The sequence below is a fragment of the Streptomyces sp. NPDC001401 genome (genome assembly GCF_042895385.1).
Lineage (GTDB): Bacteria > Actinomycetota > Actinomycetes > Streptomycetales > Streptomycetaceae > Streptomyces.
Genome location: NZ_JBIAWI010000034.1, coordinates 25,964 through 42,427, shown reverse-complemented (window position 1 = coordinate 42,427; position 16,464 = coordinate 25,964). Strand labels below are relative to the sequence as shown.

Sequence of the window (16,464 nt, the reverse complement as noted above, 5' to 3'; positions counted from 1 at the left end):
ACGTGGGGGGGGGGGGGGGGGGGGGGGGGGGGGGGGGGGGGGGGGGGGGGGGGGGGGGGGGGGGGGGGCCGGGGGGGGGGGGGGGGGGGGGGCCCCCCCCCCCCCCGGCCCGCCGTAGGCGGGCCGCCTTGATCCAGTAAAGAAACTCTGAACAGCTCCGCTGCGCTGGGCTCCTCGCGGTCGCACGTCCATGCGCTGGCCCCGCCCTCCCACCCGTTCCGCAGCTCCCCAGCCGCTATGAAAGCTCATGGCCGTATTGCTGCCCATTTGTCCCGGCGGTCGGCGGAATCTATCCACAGGCTGGCCGACCCATGGTTGGGACCTGTGGAAAAGCGTACGGAAGAAGCGAAAGAAGTGACCGGCGTCACATCTGTTCGGGGTCACACGCGACCCGAAAGACCGACCTCTATGGGCGTCCCTCAAGGCGGGGCGCGGCGGAACATAGCCGACGATCGCCGGTTACCCAAACCGGCGTTTCTCCAGACCATTGATGCGCTGCCCGGAGGGCTGGAAGGACAAGCGACATGAGCGCACAGAAAAGGCACGGGCCCGTACGGCGGGACGTGAAGGAAGGTTCTCGCCCGCCTGATGGGAGCACGGGGCCGCGCCTCTCGCACCTGTCCGGTTCGGCCGGTAGACCTGACTCAACGGCCACGATGACGGCTTGCCGGGCGGTGCGGGCAAGCCCTGACCTGGCGGTGAATGGCCGCTGGGCAAGCCTTCGGGCAAGCCCTCGGCAGTTGGCTGAACGCGGTACGCAACAACGGCACAGCAACGAACGGGTGGCCATGACCGAGCACGAGGCAGCACGTATTGCGGCGCGACTCAAGGAGGTGGAAGAGAAGGTGATGCGACTGGAAGAGATAGCGCGTCGGATCGCCGAGAAGGTTCCCGCTACTTCTTCGGCCCCGTAGCGCCGCCGAGTTGCTGGAAGACCTGCAACAGGCTGTCGAGTCTGGCGTTTATGGCATCCAGCCGTTCGGACAGTTCGACGTATTCGGGTGTGGGCATTCGCCCGCCGCTTGCCGCCTCGGGAGTGCCGGCCTTCGAGTCGGCCTCTGAGGGCAGGGGATCGGCGACGAAGTTGCCCCGACCCGGCATGGAGTAGATCAGCCCTTCATCGCGCAGGATGCGCAGTGCGGACCGCGCGGTCATGTTCGCGATTTCGTAGCTCGCTTCGAGGTCGCGTGACGAAGGGACCCGCTCGCCCGGCTTGAGGCGCCCAGAGCGGATCTGCCGCCGCAGTTCCTCAGCGACGAGGCGGTACGGCGGAGTGTCGGAATCCTTGGGCAGCTTCATGGTCCGAGGGTAGCGGGCCTAGCTCACCTCGCGCAGTAAGACCCTGATGCACCCCCAAAGTCACCGCAGAGCTAGCCCACGCCAGGTGCGATGTGCGCTAAGCGCTTGACGCACCTATCTCGCGTAGTGCACTGTTGATCTCGCCCCGCCACCCCTGGCGGAGCACCTACCGAAAGGACGTAACACCCATGGCCCGTATCCGTGTTGGCATGCTTCCCTCCGCGTCGTTCATGGTCGGCACCCAGGCGGTGCCGAAGTACTCGGACGCCGAGAAGACCCAGTTCGCGAAAGACCGTGAGACCGGCGCGAAGCTCTACACGATCACCCTCTTCTTCATGGAGGAGGACCGCGCCGAGGCGCTGAAGGTCACCGTTCCGGAGACCGGTCTGCCCAACGGCCTCAAGCCGGGCGTGCCGGTGATGCCCGTGGAGCTGTTCGCCACCCCGTGGGCCCGCATCTTCAACGGCTCGCTCTCGGACGGCATCGCCTACCGCGCCGACCGCCTGGACCTGGTCGGCGGTCCTGCCCCGGCTGCTGAGGCTAACGCGGCGTGAGCGGCACCGCATTCCGGTTCGGCGCTGAGCGCAGCTACCCGCTGCCTCACGCCGGGCCGGACCCCCGGTTCACCGAATCCCTCGTCAACTCGGTGGCGGCCCTGCTCGTCGGCTACGGCTACCCCCGCTTCACCGCCCCGGAGGACTGGGCGGCCCTCGAATCGGCCCTCGCGGCCTTCCTCTACAACCCGCAGGAGAACGACACATGAAGGATCTCAACGACATGACGGAAGGGGTCTTCGGCTATGGCCCCCTGGTGGTCGGCGTGGTGCTGGCCGTGCTGGTGGGCTGGTCGGTGTGGTGGGTGGTCCGCTACCTGCGCGCCGATGCCATGACCCGGCAGTCCATCCGGCAGGCAGTGCGCGTGCGGCGGACCTGGAAGCGGCTCGCGCAGATGCTGAAGCTGTGTGCCACGGACAAGATGCCGACCGCGCTGGCGTCGCTATCGAACACGGATGGCAAGCCCGTCAAGCCCCGCGTCCTGGTGCCCGCGCTGAAGGTCACGCATGACGCGTATGGGGTGATCGCACAGGCGAACTGCCTGCCCGGCGTCGGCCTGGCGGAGTTCCAGAAGGCGGCCCCCTACCTGGCGGATGCCTGGCGTATGACCCGCGTGTCAGCGCTGCCGGGGGACAAGCCCGGACAGGTCATGCTGCGCGGGGTGCGCGTGGACCCGCTGATCACGCCGACGGTTCACGTGCCTACGGGCCGCCAGCCTGAGGAGTACGCGAAGTGGGACCTGGGGGTGGACGAGTACGGCATGCCCATCTTCGTGCCCCTCAAGGAAGTGCCCGGAGTGGCTGTCGGCGGCCTGCCGGGCTTCGGGAAGACCTCGTGTGTGAACCGGCTGGTGTGTGACTGGGCGCCCTCGCCGGCCGTGCAGTTCGTCTTCTTCGACGGCAAGGTGTCCCACGCCTACGAGGGCGACTACGCCGACCTCGTGCAGCGGGCGTTCGCGTTCTGCGGGGATGACCTGGAAGAAGCGAACAATCTCCTCAGGGAACTGGTGGAGCTGCGCCGTGCCCGCTCCGCGAGCATCCGCAAGGTGCTGGGCAAGAAGAACATGTGGCACGTCGGCCCATCGGCTGACTGGCCCCTGATCGTCGTCGTCATTGACGAGGCCCACACCTACTTCCGCGACCACAAGGGCTCCGACCCGGCCACGAAGCGGCTCGCGACATTCGCGGCGGAGAACGCCCGGCTCACCGAGGATCTGGTGAAGAAGGGCCGCTCGGTCGGCTTCCTGACCATCCTGACCACGCAGAAGACCACCGGGGACGCCATCCCCACCTTCATCCGCGATGTCTGCCCGGTCGGCCTGTCCTTCGCACAGAAGACCGCTGACGCCGCCGTGGCCGCGCTCGGCGACGACATCCGCGAGTGGCCCGACGCGAGCCCGGTCCTTCTCCAGGACCCCGCGTACGTCGGTGTCGCGGTCATGTCCCAGCACGGCCGCCCCGGCTTCATCCGCATCCGCACCCCCTACGTCGCCGACGAGGACGCCGCCCGCGTCGCCGAAGCCACCGCCCACCTGGTGCACCACCCGGCCCGGCTCTTGGAGAACCTGACTGGACGGACGGTCGTGGACCTCACCAAGGATGACCCCGAGCCCCCCGCTATGGCGGCCTGACATGCGCCGATTCATGAGGATCTACATCCGGCACATGCGTAAGGCGATCACCGCTCAGGACTTCGACTCGGCCGGTCGGATCGGCATCGCCGCCTACCGCGTCGCCAACGCCAACGAACGTCGGGTCCTGGAAACCTACCTCGGCTCGAATGCCGCCCGACAGGCCGGCCTCGTCCCCAGTCCGTGACCACCCCGCCGATTGCCCACCGACACCACGAGAGGAGGTGAATTCCCAATGTCTGAGGACCGGATCACCCAGCGCACCGTGACCGTCGTCATGGGCATCATCGCCGCCCTGGCGTTCGTCTTCTCCTTCGGCAACGTCTGGGCCCTGGCCCTGCGCCTGGGTGTCCCCGCCCCCATCGCGCCCCTGATCGCCCCCATGGTCGACCTGTCCGTGGTCGGGCTCCTGGTCGCCCTGCGCTACCTCTCCCTGCGCGGCGTCCCGTCCGAGCAGATGAAGGCGGCCACGCGCCTCATGCACGTCTCCGGGCTGCTGACCCTGGCCCTCAATATCGCCGAGCCCATCGTCGCCCGGCACTACGGCCGCGCCGCTGTCGACGCCGTAGCCCCGGTGCTGCTTCTCGGCTGGGGAGCGGTCGGCCCGCAGCTCCTGCGCTCCTTCCACACGGTCGCCACCGATGGAGCCGACCCGGCTCCCGCTGCCAACCCGGAACCGGCCGAGGAGCCCGCCCCGGCCTCCATCGAGACGGAACCCGCCCCGTCGCCTGTCCCGCCTGTGGCACCGGACCCGGCCCCGGCCGGTCCGGTCACCACCCCGGCCCCCGTCGCACCTGTGGCTGCCGTCGCTACGCCTGCGGTCAAGGTGCCTGAGCCGCTGCTGACCGAAGCACGCTCCATCGCCGCATCGCACCACTTCGAGCACGGCGAACCCATTACGGCGGCGCAGCTCAAGAGGCGGCTCGGCATCGGTCTGCCCATGGCCACCGCCCTCCACGCCGCGTTGTAGCGCCGCCTCCCCCGCCGGCCTTCCCGGCACCTCCCACCCCTCGCCCGCCCCTGGGCCCGACCCGTCATGCCTGCGGGCAGCAGCCCGAGCGCACTGAATCGCTGCTGCCCGCAGGTCCCACCCTCACGCCAGACGGGAGACCCCGCCACCCATGCGCCGCCCCCCCGACCTGCGCCACGTGATCAGCCCCAGCCTGCGGGACCTGATCGAACTGGCCAACACCCACGACTTCGACCGCGTCACCGAACAGGTCCGCGACCTGCACGGCTGCAGCAGCCCCGTCAACCTCCACGGCTGGACCGTCACCACCGACCAGACCACCAAGCAAGTCGTCCGCTCCTACCGCTCCGAAGACGAACCCTCCGGACGCCTGCTGACCACCTGCGGCAACCGCCGTTCCTCCCGCTGCCCCGCGTGCTCCCGCGTCTACGCCGCCGACACCTACCACCTAATCAAGGCCGGACTGTCCGGCGGCAAGAACGTCGCCGAAACCGTCCGCGACCACCCCCGCGCCTTCGTCACCCTCACCGCCCCGTCCTTCGGCCCGGTCCATAGCCGCAAGACCGACAGCACGGGCAAGCTCCGCCCCTGCGGTTGCGGTTCCCAACACCCCGAGGACGACCTTGTGTTGGGCACGCCGCTCGCCCCCGCCACCTACGACTACACCGGCGCCGTGCTGTGGAACGCCCACGCCGGACAGCTCTGGGCACGATTCACCACCTATCTGCGCCGCGCCCTGGCCGAACACCTCCGCATGACGCAGAAGGCGCTCAATGCCTCCCTGCGCGTCTCCTTCGCCAAGGTCGCCGAGTATCAGAAGCGCGGCCTGGTCCATTTCCACGCCGTGATCCGCTTCGACGGCCCCGACGGCCACACCACCTCGCCTCCACCCTGGGCCACCTTCGAAGCCCTCCGTGCCGCCGTGGCTATGGCGCGGGAGCGCTCCCGACTCACCGTCACCTCCGACGCCATCGGCGAACGCGTCATTGCCTGGGGTCGCCGCTGCAAGGTCGACGCCATCACCGCCCTGGGTGACGGCGAACTCACCGACGCCAAGGTTGCCGAGTACACAGACGCCAAGGTCGCGGGATACATCGCCAAGTACGCCACCAAGAACGCCGAAGGCACGGGCACTGTAGACCGCACCCTCATGTGCCGTCCCTGCGCAGGACGCGGCTACGTGCGCGGCCCAGACCGCTTTCACGACGTCTGCGCCGACTGCGACGGCACCGGACAGGCCGAGCCCATCAAGGCCCTGCCCGTGCAACAGCACGTCCGCCAGATGATCCGCACTGCCTGGGCCCTCGGCCACCTGCCGGAATTCGCCGAACTCAAGCTCTGGAAGTGGGCCCACATGCTCGGCTTCCGCGGCCACTTCTCCACCAAGTCCCGCGCCTACTCCACCACCCTCGGCGCCCTCCGCGACGTACGCCGCGCCTGGCGCCTCGCCCAGGCCGAAGCTGCACGTGCCCGCGCCGGCCTACCCGTAACCGACGAGAACACCACCCTCGTCACCGCCTCCTCGTGGACCTACCTCAGCAGCGGCTACCGCCCCGGCGAAGAACTCCTCGCCGCCCAGGTCCGCCACGACATCGCCCACACCGAACACATCAAGTCCGAAGGAGAGCCCTGGCTGTGACCACTTCGCCCAAGGCCGACAAGCAGACCCTGAAGCTGGTGGAAGCGCTGGACGAGATCGGGGTCTCCCGCGCCGCCTTCTACCGGATGCGCGCTCGGGGCCAGGCGCCCAGGCACTTGAAGCTGCCCAACGGGCAGATCCGCATACGCCGGGTCGACCTCGACGCCTGGTTCGACTCCTGCGAGGTGCAGGAAGCGTGCTGACCTATGACGTTCAGATCTGGGGCATCCGCAAGCGTCCCAACCGTGCGTCGGCCTATCAGCTCAGGTGGCGCGTCGGTCCCCGGCCCTTCTCTAAGAGCTACAAGATCAAGGCTCAGGCCGACGGTCGACGCTCGGAGCTGCTGACCGCACTGCGCAACCGCGAGCAGTTCGACACGGAAACCGGCCTGCCCGCCTCGGAGGCGCAGGCGCTCAACTCCTCCACCTGGTACGCCCATACCCGTGCGTACGCCGAGATGAAGTGGCCGGGCGCCTCGGCCAAGCACCGTGCGAGCATTGCTGACACGCTGGCGACCATCACGCCGAAGCTGGTCAAGGACAAGCGCGGGGCTCCGGCTCCCAAGGTGCTACGGATCGCGCTCTACTCGTGGGTCTACCGGTTCGTCCTGGACGACGACGGGACGCTGAAGCCCCGCCTTGACCTCGAAGAACCCCCGGCCGACATCGTGGCCACGCTGGACTGGATCGCTCGCAAGTCGGTGGACATCACCGACCTCAACACACCGTCGGTGGTGCGGACCGCCCTCGACGCACTGAAGCTCAAGCAGGACGGCACGGCCGCTGCCGAGAACACGGTGAACCGCAAGCGGACCGTCTTCAGCAACTGCCTGCGCTACGCCGTGGAACGAGAGCTTCTGACGACGCTGCCCCTCGACAAGGTGGACTGGACAGCGCCCGAGACCGATGACGAGATCGACTTCCGGTTCGTCCCCGGCCCGAAACTGGCAAAGGCGCTCATCGATGCTGTCACCGAGCAGGGCGAACGCGGGCGGCATCTGACGGCGTTCTTCGGCTGCCTCTACTACGCGGCCAACCGCCCTGGTGAGGCGGTCAGTCTGCGTGAGGACGACTTCACCCTCCCCGAAGAGGGCTGGGGTGAAGTCCTGCTCTCCACGAGCATGCCCCGAGTCGGCTCCGGATGGACGGACACGGGCGAGTCGTTCGATACACGCGGCCTGAAGAAGCGGGCTCGCAAGGCGACCCGGCCGGTGCCCATTCCGCCCGTGCTCGTCCGCCTGGTCCGCGAGCACATCAAGGAGTTCGGTACGGCCGAAGACGGCCGGCTGTTTCGTGCTTCCCAGGGCGGCCACCTCCTGTCCAAGGAGTACGGAGGGGTCTGGAAGGCGGCTCGGCTCGCGGTGCTGACAGAGTCCGAGGCGGCCTCACCGCTGGCTGACGTGCCGTACTCCCTGCGCCACGCGGGCGTCTCGCTCTGGCTTGAGTCCGGCGTCTCCCCAGCCGAAGTTGCACGCCGAGCCGGACACAGCATCGCGGTCCTGTTCCGGTTCTACGCCAAGGCGATTCATCGCAACCAGCAGCGCTCAAACGACCAGATCGAGCGGGCCTTGGAAGCAGCCGAAGAGGAGTAGGGGGCGCAACGCATAGTCACAGAGGCGTAGTTCACAGCTGATGGCGTGGGCCCCCTGCCGTCTGCATTCCCCCCGACGGCCAGGGGCCGCGTCAGCTCATTGCTTTGGCGTGCGCGGGTAGACCCGAACACTGCGGGCACCTACACCGCGGCGGGCGGCGCCCTTAAACTCACGACATGATCACGGTCAGTCAACCCGGACCATATCTTTTGAGACACGCCAAAGGGCTGGCGTTTTAAGGCAGTTGGTGTCCGCTGCCGCGGCCCATGGGGTACGTTTTGCGTTCTGAAATGTGCTGGTCCGTGTTACGGAGCGGGGAAGACCCAGGGCGACGAGCGCGGAGATACCGGGAGCCTTGGGGAGACATGGCCTTTCTCGTTGAGATACCTGTCCGCGGTGCGGATGGATCGTCGCAAATTGTGAAAGCGCAGATTGAGCAGGCGCCGGATGGCCTGGTCAAGGTCGCACGGCCCGGTCAGGTCGTGGCCCGCGCAACGCGGTCGCTCGGCGACATGCTCGCCGGCATCCGGCCGGTCGCGGAGAACTTCGTCCACGGTTTCCGCGACATGACCCATGCACCCGACGAAGTCGGCTTGGAGTTCGGGCTGTCCCTCTCCGCAGAGGCAGACGTGGTGATCTCCAGCACCGCAGCCCAGGCCCTTTTCAAGGTCACGCTGACGTGGCATCGCACGCCATCCGACTCGCAGGGCACCTCCGATGAGGGCGAGCCGGCGGACTCGGCGAGGTGACGCCCCCAAGCGCCCGAGGGGCCGACAAGAGCGGACCCAACGCCTTGGCTGCGGCCGTCCTGCAGATCCGCGACACCGACGGCGAGCCAATCGGCATCGGCTTCCTCGTCAAGGACGACCTCGCCCTCACTTGCGCGCATGTGGTCACGGCCGCACTGGGCACGAACCACGACGCGGAACCACCCGATGGAGCGCGGATCAGCGTCGATCTGCCACTGCTGTCCGCGTCCGGCGTTCCGGCCACCGTCCCGGCCAGCATTGAGCACTGGATCCGCCCAGAGCCGTCCGGCACGGGTGACATGGCCGTGCTGCGGCTTACCGCCCCCCTGTCCGGTGCCCGGCCGATCCGGCTGATCGAGGCGCGGGAGGTGTGGGAACATCCCGCGCGGGCCTACGGATTGCCAGCCCTGAGGCCCGGCGGCGTCTGGCACTCCGGCGTCTTACGGGATCGGCTTGCGAACGGATTGGTTCAGGTTGTCCTGGCGGACAAAGGCCACCGGGTCTCCCGGGGCTTTAGCGGCAGTCCGGTATGGGATGACGAGCTCGGCGGCGCGGTCGGGATGATCGTGGAGGCCGAATCCGGCGAGCCTCCGGTCAGCTACCTGATCCCGACGCAGCGCCTCACGATGGCCTGGCCATCGCACCTGGGCAAGCTGCCTACGAGGTCGGCGCCGCGCCGGGGCGGACCGCGCCCTCACACGCTGAGTAGCCGGGCCATGGCCGTCATACTCGCCTCGACTGCCGTCGTGGGGGCGGGGGTCAGTGCGCTGATCGGCAGCATGAATGACAACGCCAGTGCGGCCCCGCCGACCAGCGCGGCCCCCTCGGCCAGTGCAGTCCCGCCGACAACTGGGCCGTCCGCTCCAACCTCCTCGGCGTCACAGAGCAGCATCGCCCCAACACCTAAGACGACGCCATCGCAGGAACTGAACAGTCCTACACACCAAGCCAGCCCAACGCCGCAGTCAGCAAGCCCGACTGGTACCCCGCCGCGATCGGTGACCGGGACGAACTCTGCGTCGATCTACCCCGGCTACACGCAGACCGTGACCGTGAGATGGAACCCCCAATCGGACGCGACCAGCTTCCAAATCCACTACACGACCACTGGCAGTGCCCAGCACAAGAGCGTCGACAAAATCACCAGCACCAAGGGCACGTCCTACGAATTCATCGCTTACCAAGGCGAGACATCCTGCTTCTATATCCGGGCAGTGAACCGGTACGGGGCGTCGGCGTGGGACACCGACGGCAACCATTGTTTCAACGTGTGAGCGACCCTGGTTGTCTATCAGGTCGGCGGCCCAGGCCAGGGTGGCGCTCTCGGCAAGTGCACCGGTTACCCAAAGCACGTGCGTGACCAGCGAGTTTGCCGCCCTGCCCTGTTGATGTTTGGTCCACGCCTGGTCCACACGCACTGATCCACAACGCGATAGGCCCGGATCAAGGTGAGACAAGCCCCACGCAGAACGGGTGCCCCTCATCGAGGGACACCCCTTCTGACCAGCACATCTATGACCTCGGCGGAGGCGGTGGGATTTGAACCCACGGTGACATCGCTGCCACGACGGTTTTCAAGACCGTTCCCTTCGGCCGCTCGGGCACGCCTCCCCGCGCCGCTCGGAGATCGGCGGCGCGGGGACAAGAGTAACGGGTTGGCACGCGCGCGCGTGGCTCAGATGTCGCTGAACCGAGGAGGCACGCGCGCGTGGGTACGTGGGGTCAGCTGTCGCCCTGCCGGGAGCCCAGGGTGAGTTCTACGGTGTGGGACTTGCCGTCGCGTTCGTAGGTGATCGTGACCTTGTCGCCGGGCTTGTGCGTCCAGATCTCGCCGATCAGGGTGGGGCCGGAGTCGATGACACGGTCGTCGAGCTTGGTGATCACGTCGCCGGGCTTGAGGCCGGCCTTGGCGGCGGGGCCTCCGGACTCGACCGCCGCGGAGCCGCTGGCGCCCTGCTCGGTGATCTTCGCGCCGCCCGTGGAGTCCTCCAGGGAGACGGACGCGCCGATCTTCGCGTAGACCGGCTTGCCGGTCTTGATCAGCTGCTGGGCGACGTACTTGGCCTGGTTGATCGGGATGGCGAAGCCCAGGCCGATCGAGCCGGACTGGCTGGTGCCGCCGAGGCCGCCGCTGCCGGTGGACTGGATCGCGGAGTTGATGCCTATGACGTTGCCCGACGCGTCCAGCAGCGGGCCGCCGGAGTTGCCCGGGTTTATCGAGGCGTCCGTCTGCAGGGCGCTCATGTACGACGCATTGCTGCCGGTGCCGTCGCTGGAGGCGACCGGGCGGTTCTTCGCGCTGATGATGCCCGTCGTGACCGTGTTGGACAGACCGAAGGGGGCGCCGATGGCGATCGTCGAGTCGCCCACGGCCACCTTGTCGGAGTCGCCCAGGGTCAGGGGGTTGAGGTCCGACGGGGCGTTCTTGAGCTTGATGACCGCCACGTCGTAGCCCTGTGCGTGGCCGACGACCTCGGCGTTGTACTTCTTGCCGCTCGGGAAGGTCGCCGTGAGCTTGCCGCCGTCGACCGCGTCCGCGACGACGTGGTTGTTGGTGACGATGTGGCCCTGGGTGTCGAAGACGAAACCGGTGCCGGTGCCGCCCTCGCCGCTGGTGGACTCGGCCTCGATGGTGACCGTGCTGGGCAGTGCCCTGGCGGCCACGCCCGCGACCGTGCCCGCGGCGCGCTTGACGTCACCGCCGCTGGTGGAGGCGGAGACCGTCGTGGAGCCGGTGTTGTCGTCGTTGTTCTTGGCCAGCGTGTAGCCGAGGCCGCCGCCCAGGCCGCCGGCGACCAGCGCGGCCACCAGGATCGCGGCCACCAGACCGCCACGGCCGGACTTCGGTGCGGGCTGCTGGTACGAGGAGCCCCAGCCGGAGCCCGCGCCGCCGGCGCCACCGTCGGCGTAGGACGGGATGGCCGGGGGCGGCCAGGAGGCGTCCGGCGCCGAGCCCGCGTGCGCCGGCTGCTGCTCCTGCGTGTGCTCCTGCGCGCCGGGGGCGCTCGGAGGTACGGGCGGGAGCGAGGCCGTCGGGGCGCTCTCCTCGGGGGCGGCGGGTGCCGAGGGAGTGGGAGCGTCCACCGGCACGGGGGGTGCGGACGGGGCCGGGGGTACCGCGGTGCCCTCGTTCTCGGTGCTCACAGCTTCTCTCCTCGGTCCACGGCTGTTGTTCTCGGTCGCACTCGGTCACGCTCGTTCACGTTGTCCACGGTCCGGCGCGATGCAGCTGTGCATGTTCTTTTGTATGCCGTCAGCTTTTCCCATGAGCCGTCAGGGCACCATAAGCGGTGCCTGTGGGTCCGGGGCCATTCCTTATATAGGCCATGACAGGCAAAAGCGGCGCAATCTGTGCTCCTCCGATCGCACGACCACCCCGCTGCGGTGGCACCATGACGCGGTGACCCATGCACGCCCGCACCGGATTCAAGTCGTCGCCCACCGCGGAGCCTCCGAAGAGGCCCCCGAACACACCCTGGCCGCGTACAAGAAGGCGATCGAGGACGGTGCGGACGCCCTCGAGTGCGATGTACGCCTGACGGCGGACGGCCATCTCGTCTGCGTCCACGACCGTCGCGTCAACCGTACGTCCAACGGCCGGGGCGCGGTCTCGGCGCTGGAGCTCGCCGAGCTCGCCGCCCTGGACTTCAGCTCGCGCAAGACGCGGGAGCTGTGGCGCACGCGCGACGAGGAGCCCGACTGGGAGTTCCGGCCCGAGGACCGGGAGGACACCTCCGTACTGACCCTGGAGCGGCTGCTGGAGCTGGTGGCGGACGCGGGGCGGCGGGTGGAGCTGGCGATCGAGACCAAGCACCCCACGCGGTGGGCGGGGCAGGTGGAGGAGCGGCTGCTGGTGCTGCTGAAACGGTTCGGGCTGGACGCCCCGGCCTCCGCCGCCGAGTCACCCGTGCGCGTGATGAGCTTCTCGGCGCGATCGCTGCATCGCGTGCGTGCCGCCTCGCCGACGCTGCCGACGGTCTATCTGCTGCAGTTCGTCTCGCCGCGGCTGCGCGACGGGCGGCTGCCGGCCGGTGTCCGGATCGCGGGACCCTCGATCCGGATCGTGCGCAACCACCCCGCGTACATCGAACGCCTGAAGGGGGCCGGCCACCAGGTGCACGTGTGGACGGTGAACGAGCCCCAGGACGTGGATCTCTGCGTCGACCTGGGCATCGACGCCATCATCACGAACCGCCCGCGCGCGGTGCTGCGCCAGCTCGGCCGCTGAGCGACGTTCCGCACCGTGGGCCACTACGGTTCGTCACGATTCGTCACTGGTAAAGACCTGTGAAGAACCCTTGACCCACCCGCCCCTCCGGCACCATCCTCCAGAGTCGGCCACAGTCGAAATCCAGCCACTCGGCTACAGGGAGTGCCCCGGCGCATTCGCTCCGTATTCGATCGTTGCGAATGCGTCACTGAACGTGGATTGGCCGGTTTCCGGTACAGGCCAATGGGGCATCCACACCGTGGCGTGGGGCAAAGGAGGTCTCGGGGGTGGCGTTGGTGGTGGCACAGGAGGTGCCCACGTCGTCGAGCATGGCCGTACCCCATGGCCCTGCGGGCGTGGGGGAGGCGAGACACCGTATGCGCGAGCAGTTGCGCTCGGGCGGTGTCTCGGACGCGGTCATCGATGATGCCGTACTGATTCTTTCCGAACTCTTGAGCAATGCGTGCAAGCACGGCCGGCCGCTGGGCGACGCCCTGGCCGGGGACGGCGACGTCCGGGCCGCATGGCGCGTGGACCTGAGCGGTCGGCTCACGGTGGAGGTGACGGACGGCGGCGGGCCCACCCGCCCGGCTCCGGCCACGCCCTCGGTCACCGCGCACGGCGGCCGCGGGCTGAACATCATCACCGCGCTGGCCGACGACTGGGGCGTGCGGGACGACGCCCGCGGCGAGGTCACGGTGTGGGTCGTCGTACACGAAGACGTCCATGACCCGGACGCGGGGCTCCGTCGCGACGACTTCGCTACGCGCGTCACAGCACCGACGGTGTCGAGGATTCCGGCCATGCCGGGCCTGGACTTCGCGGACGCGTTCGACGACCTCGACTGAACGGTCCACAGACTTCCGTGGGTCGTGGCGTGAACGGCTAGGCTCCCGCCGTACCAGCCGAGCCGTAACCGGGAGACACCCACGATGGCCAAGAAGCGACCCCAGACGAAGGCCAAGCGCCCGCAGATCACGGACGGGGAGGTCCCGGTCGTCGGCGCGCGCGAGCCGTGTCCGTGTGGCAGTGGCCGCCGCTACAAGGCCTGTCACGGACGGGCCGCCGCGCACGCCGTGACCGAGCTGGTGCACCGCCCCTTCGAGGGACTTCCGGGCGAGTGCGACTGGGTGGCGCTGCGTGAGCTGGTGCCGGCGGCCACGGTCGAGCTGCCCCTGAAGGGCGGCCTGCCCGAGGGCGTCCCGTCCCTCACGCTGGCGACGGTGCTGCCGATGGCCTGGCCGGCCCTGCGCCGCGACGACGGCTCGGTGCTGCTGGGGCTGCAGAACGACACGGCGTCCGGCGACATCAGCCGCGACCTCGCCGACACCCTCCAGCGCGCGCTGACCGCGGAGCCCGGCACACCGATCGAGGGCCGGCGCGCCCCGGCCGACGGTCCGCGGCTGCAGGATCTGCTCGATCCCGAAGGCGCGTTCGAGCCAGTTGTGCACAGCGGCTTCGAGTTCTGGATCCCGGACTCGGAGAACGCCACCCCTGAGGTGGCCGCCTCCCTGGAGCGGGCCAACGCGGCGGCCATCCCGACCGCGAAACTCACCGGCGTGGATGCCGCGTACTGGTGCGAGACTCCGGACAAGAACCACCTGCGCTGGGTCATGCCGCACCCGGAGGAGCAGCTTCTGGACGCCCTCGCGCGGCTGCACGCGGCCGGCCGGTCGAACCTCGGTGAAGGCACCCGACTCGTGGGTTCCTTCCGCGCTCACGGGCTCACCGTCCCGGTCTGGGACCTGCCCAGCGGGGTCGGCGCGGACGACATCGAGAAGCCGGCGGCCGAGTTCGCCGAGCGCCTCGCGGCGGCCCTCGCTTCGGACGCACCGCTGACCGCCGACGAGCGCCGCGCGCGCGGCGGTCTCACCAACCGGCAGGTCACGCTCAGTTGACGAAGAGTGACGAAATCGGGTTCGGCTGACCGACCAGTCAGCCGAACCCGATCTTTCGGAATCGGTGACTCCGCTCACAAGTCCCGCCAGAAACAAGCAAATACGTGACTGGAAAGCCCGGATCGAATTTGCGAACCGCGGATCTCTTGTTACCGTTCCAGTAGCCCGGTTGCTGGTGCATCCCCCGTCGCCAGCAACCGGGTCTTTTCATGCGCGCGATTCCTTTACGGAATGCGGTCGCCCGTCAACTGCCGGTGGATGTCCCGGAGTTGCTCCCGGATCGCAGCAACAGCGGACCGCGCCCGGCCCGCCCCGCGAACTCCGCGACCGCCGTGTAGCCGTCGAGCGCGCCCCGGGTGTGCTGCCGGGGGGTCTCGCACATCCCCGGCTCGTCCTCGGCGCCCACGGCGCAGCTCAGCTGCACGGTGCGGCCACCGGGCCCCATGAGACTCAGTGCGGAGTCCAGGGCCTTGCCGGTCACATTGCGGTAGTAGGTGCGCGCCCAGGTGTCCTCGCCCTGTGTGAGCACACAGGTCTGGGCCTCGACGCCGTCGGGCGAGGTGAGTTCGGGGCCGCAGCGCATGGCGGTGGCCAGGCCCAGGTCGAGCAGCAGGGGAGAGCGGTCGGGGTGGGCGGAGGATGCCTTGGCATCCTCCGGGCGCGGGGAGGCACGCACGGATTCGCGCGCGGGGGCACGCACGACGGTGCGGCCCTGGTCGCCCGCCGGTCCCGCGGACGCCACGGCCAGCGGCAGCGCGATCGCGCACGCCACTACGCCCGCCATGGCGAGCAGACGGATTCGGGAGTCTGGCCCGTCGCGGGGCGGCTGTGGGGGACCGTGCTCCCCAGAATTACGCAGCATGTGCGGAAGATAACGAGCACGCGCGCACGTGCTGTCCCGCGCGCGCCGGACACCCCTACAACTCGGGCGCGCTCACACCCGTACGAGTGAGTGCCTCGACCGCGGCATCCACCACGGCCTCGACGTCGGGGACCCAGGGGGAGGCGGAGCCGGGCAGGGGCGCGCGCTCCCAGCGGATCTCGCCCTCGCCGGTCTCGGACGGGGGCAGGGCCACATAGCCGCCCTCGCCGTGGAAGCGGAGGGAGCCGGGGACGAAGTCCTTGGCGTAGAGCAGCTCGCCCAACTGCTCCATGGTGTACGGCTTCACGAGGATCGCCCAGCGGCTCGGCGAGGCGACGACCGGGCCGAGGCGCATACCCAGCCGGTCGAGTGCGGTGAGGGCGTGCGAGGCGGCGAGGGCCGGCAGGCTCACCGCGCAGGGGGCGTTGCCACCGGTGGCCAGGATGATCGGCGCGGTGGGCCGGTTGGTCCACCACCAGCGCACCATGCGGGCGTCGGCGGTGGCCGCGAGGAGGCCGGGGTCGAAGGGATGCGCGCCGGGCACCGTGCACTCGGGGTCGGGGCAGCCGCAGCGGGAACGTCCCTGCGGGTCCGCCGTCACACCCGGGAGTACGGGCCACTGCCATTCCGTCGCGAAGGTCAGGGCCGCGCTGATCAACTCAGGCCTTCCGTCGCTGCGCTTGGACAGGAGCCTGCGTCGCTTTCCGAGGATCTCGCGCATGAGCGCTCGTTCCTTTCCGTTGCACCGCTGGCAACACCGTGGGGGCCACATCACACCATGTGTCGATCACTTCACTGTGCGTACCTGTTGGCGCATCACACCCCTGCTCTGGGCAAGGGGAACCCCTATGGGCCGAACGTTGACTGCATCCGCGGCAGCCTCGTCCATGCTGCATCCATCAAAAGCATGGGCGTGGCGTGGGGGTGGCGAAGTCTGGCGTTTTGCTGTCCCGCGTATTTCTCTTCGCCTCCGCCACGGGAGGATGGGGCTCGGTCGTCGGTGGCTAAGACGCCCGGAGTCGGTCACCAGGTTCCGGGTGGCGGTCGACCACCCCTGGCCTT

Annotated in this window: 17 protein-coding genes and 1 tRNA gene; 13 read left to right on the top strand and 5 right to left on the bottom strand. The window is 69.0% G+C overall.

The annotated features are described in order from the left end of the window. Positions 1–894: 894 nt before the first annotated feature. Positions 895–1,299: a GntR family transcriptional regulator gene (locus ACFY10_RS53280; protein ID WP_194078814.1), complete on the bottom strand. Its 405-nt coding sequence runs from the start codon at positions 1,297–1,299 to the stop codon at positions 895–897. A 209-nt stretch (positions 1,300–1,508) separates the two neighbouring features. On the opposite strand from ACFY10_RS53280, the gene ACFY10_RS53275 reads away from it, so the two are divergent. From ACFY10_RS53275 to ACFY10_RS53230, 10 genes are all read left to right on the top strand, one after another. Beyond that, positions 1,509–1,853, top strand: a complete 345-nt coding sequence (locus ACFY10_RS53275) for a hypothetical protein (protein WP_390672669.1) — start codon at positions 1,509–1,511, stop codon at positions 1,851–1,853. Beyond that, positions 1,850–2,062 carry a hypothetical protein gene (locus tag ACFY10_RS53270; protein WP_390672668.1) on the top strand — a complete coding sequence of 71 codons (213 nt, stop codon included), beginning with the start codon at positions 1,850–1,852 and terminating at the stop codon, positions 2,060–2,062. Before ACFY10_RS53275 ends, ACFY10_RS53270 begins: the two co-directional genes overlap by 4 nt. Then, the gene (locus ACFY10_RS53265; protein WP_390672667.1) at positions 2,059–3,483 is read left to right on the top strand and encodes an FtsK/SpoIIIE domain-containing protein; all 1,425 of its coding nucleotides are present in this window, start codon (positions 2,059–2,061) and stop codon (positions 3,481–3,483) included. The genes ACFY10_RS53270 and ACFY10_RS53265 overlap by 4 nt, the downstream gene beginning before the upstream one ends. A 13-nt stretch (positions 3,484–3,496) precedes the next feature. Further along, positions 3,497–3,670, top strand: a complete 174-nt coding sequence (locus tag ACFY10_RS53260) for a hypothetical protein (protein ID WP_390672666.1) — start codon at positions 3,497–3,499, stop codon at positions 3,668–3,670. Positions 3,671–3,718: 48 nt separating this feature from the next. Beyond that, a complete protein-coding gene (locus ACFY10_RS53255; protein WP_390672665.1) occupies positions 3,719–4,453 on the top strand; it encodes a DUF2637 domain-containing protein in 735 nt (244 codons plus the stop codon). Between the two features lie 151 nt (positions 4,454–4,604). Then, complete coding sequence (locus tag ACFY10_RS53250; RefSeq protein ID WP_390672664.1) at positions 4,605–6,092, top strand: replication initiator; 1,488 nt, start codon at positions 4,605–4,607, stop codon at positions 6,090–6,092. Further along, positions 6,083–6,295: a helix-turn-helix transcriptional regulator gene (locus ACFY10_RS53245; protein ID WP_390672684.1), complete on the top strand. Its 213-nt coding sequence runs from the start codon at positions 6,083–6,085 to the stop codon at positions 6,293–6,295. Before ACFY10_RS53250 ends, ACFY10_RS53245 begins: the two co-directional genes overlap by 10 nt. After that, the gene (locus ACFY10_RS53240; protein WP_390672663.1) at positions 6,289–7,683 is read left to right on the top strand and encodes a tyrosine-type recombinase/integrase; all 1,395 of its coding nucleotides are present in this window, start codon (positions 6,289–6,291) and stop codon (positions 7,681–7,683) included. Before ACFY10_RS53245 ends, ACFY10_RS53240 begins: the two co-directional genes overlap by 7 nt. A gap of 365 nt (positions 7,684–8,048) precedes the next feature. Continuing rightward, positions 8,049–8,432, top strand: a complete 384-nt coding sequence (locus tag ACFY10_RS53235; RefSeq protein WP_390672662.1) for a CU044_2847 family protein — start codon at positions 8,049–8,051, stop codon at positions 8,430–8,432. A 44-nt stretch (positions 8,433–8,476) separates the two neighbouring features. Continuing rightward, entirely contained in the window at positions 8,477–9,706 is a 1,230-nt protein-coding gene (locus ACFY10_RS53230) for a trypsin-like peptidase domain-containing protein (RefSeq protein ID WP_390672661.1), read from the top strand. A gap of 250 nt (positions 9,707–9,956) precedes the next feature. Here ACFY10_RS53230 and ACFY10_RS53225 read toward each other — a convergent pair. Next, positions 9,957–10,043, bottom strand: a tRNA-Ser gene (locus ACFY10_RS53225). Positions 10,044–10,154: 111 nt separating this feature from the next. Continuing rightward, complete coding sequence (locus ACFY10_RS53220) at positions 10,155–11,576, bottom strand: S1C family serine protease (protein WP_390672660.1); 1,422 nt, start codon at positions 11,574–11,576, stop codon at positions 10,155–10,157. A 256-nt stretch (positions 11,577–11,832) separates the two neighbouring features. On the opposite strand from ACFY10_RS53220, the gene ACFY10_RS53215 reads away from it, so the two are divergent. From ACFY10_RS53215 to ACFY10_RS53205, 3 genes are all read left to right on the top strand, one after another. After that, entirely contained in the window at positions 11,833–12,660 is an 828-nt protein-coding gene (locus ACFY10_RS53215; protein WP_390672659.1) for a glycerophosphodiester phosphodiesterase, read from the top strand. A 269-nt stretch (positions 12,661–12,929) separates the two neighbouring features. Then, positions 12,930–13,490 carry an ATP-binding protein gene (locus tag ACFY10_RS53210; RefSeq protein WP_185124108.1) on the top strand — a complete coding sequence of 187 codons (561 nt, stop codon included), beginning with the start codon at positions 12,930–12,932 and terminating at the stop codon, positions 13,488–13,490. A gap of 84 nt (positions 13,491–13,574) precedes the next feature. Next, a complete protein-coding gene (locus ACFY10_RS53205) occupies positions 13,575–14,540 on the top strand; it encodes a DUF5926 family protein (protein WP_390672658.1) in 966 nt (321 codons plus the stop codon). Between the two features lie 244 nt (positions 14,541–14,784). Here ACFY10_RS53205 and ACFY10_RS53200 read toward each other — a convergent pair whose 3' ends face one another. Both ACFY10_RS53200 and ACFY10_RS53195 read right to left on the bottom strand, forming a co-directional pair. Then, the gene (locus ACFY10_RS53200; protein ID WP_390672683.1) at positions 14,785–15,324 is read right to left on the bottom strand and encodes a hypothetical protein; all 540 of its coding nucleotides are present in this window, start codon (positions 15,322–15,324) and stop codon (positions 14,785–14,787) included. Between the two features lie 133 nt (positions 15,325–15,457). Further along, positions 15,458–16,123, bottom strand: coding sequence for a bifunctional DNA primase/polymerase (locus ACFY10_RS53195; protein ID WP_390672657.1), 666 nt, complete (start codon positions 16,121–16,123; stop codon positions 15,458–15,460). Between the last annotated feature and the right edge of the window lie 341 nt (positions 16,124–16,464).

Coding starts and splice junctions, on each gene's coding strand:
- ACFY10_RS53280 (WP_194078814.1), bottom strand. CDS start 1,299: ATGAAGCTGCCCAAGGATTCCGACACTCCGCCGTACCGCCTCGTCGCT.
- ACFY10_RS53275 (WP_390672669.1), top strand. CDS start 1,509: ATGCTTCCCTCCGCGTCGTTCATGGTCGGCACCCAGGCGGTGCCGAAG.
- ACFY10_RS53265 (WP_390672667.1), top strand. CDS start 2,059: ATGAAGGATCTCAACGACATGACGGAAGGGGTCTTCGGCTATGGCCCC.
- ACFY10_RS53260 (WP_390672666.1), top strand. CDS start 3,497: ATGAGGATCTACATCCGGCACATGCGTAAGGCGATCACCGCTCAGGAC.
- ACFY10_RS53255 (WP_390672665.1), top strand. CDS start 3,719: ATGTCTGAGGACCGGATCACCCAGCGCACCGTGACCGTCGTCATGGGC.
- ACFY10_RS53250 (WP_390672664.1), top strand. CDS start 4,605: ATGCGCCGCCCCCCCGACCTGCGCCACGTGATCAGCCCCAGCCTGCGG.
- ACFY10_RS53235 (WP_390672662.1), top strand. CDS start 8,049: ATGGCCTTTCTCGTTGAGATACCTGTCCGCGGTGCGGATGGATCGTCG.
- ACFY10_RS53205 (WP_390672658.1), top strand. CDS start 13,575: ATGGCCAAGAAGCGACCCCAGACGAAGGCCAAGCGCCCGCAGATCACG.
- ACFY10_RS53200 (WP_390672683.1), bottom strand. CDS start 15,324: ATGGCGGGCGTAGTGGCGTGCGCGATCGCGCTGCCGCTGGCCGTGGCG.
- ACFY10_RS53195 (WP_390672657.1), bottom strand. CDS start 16,123: ATGCGCGAGATCCTCGGAAAGCGACGCAGGCTCCTGTCCAAGCGCAGC.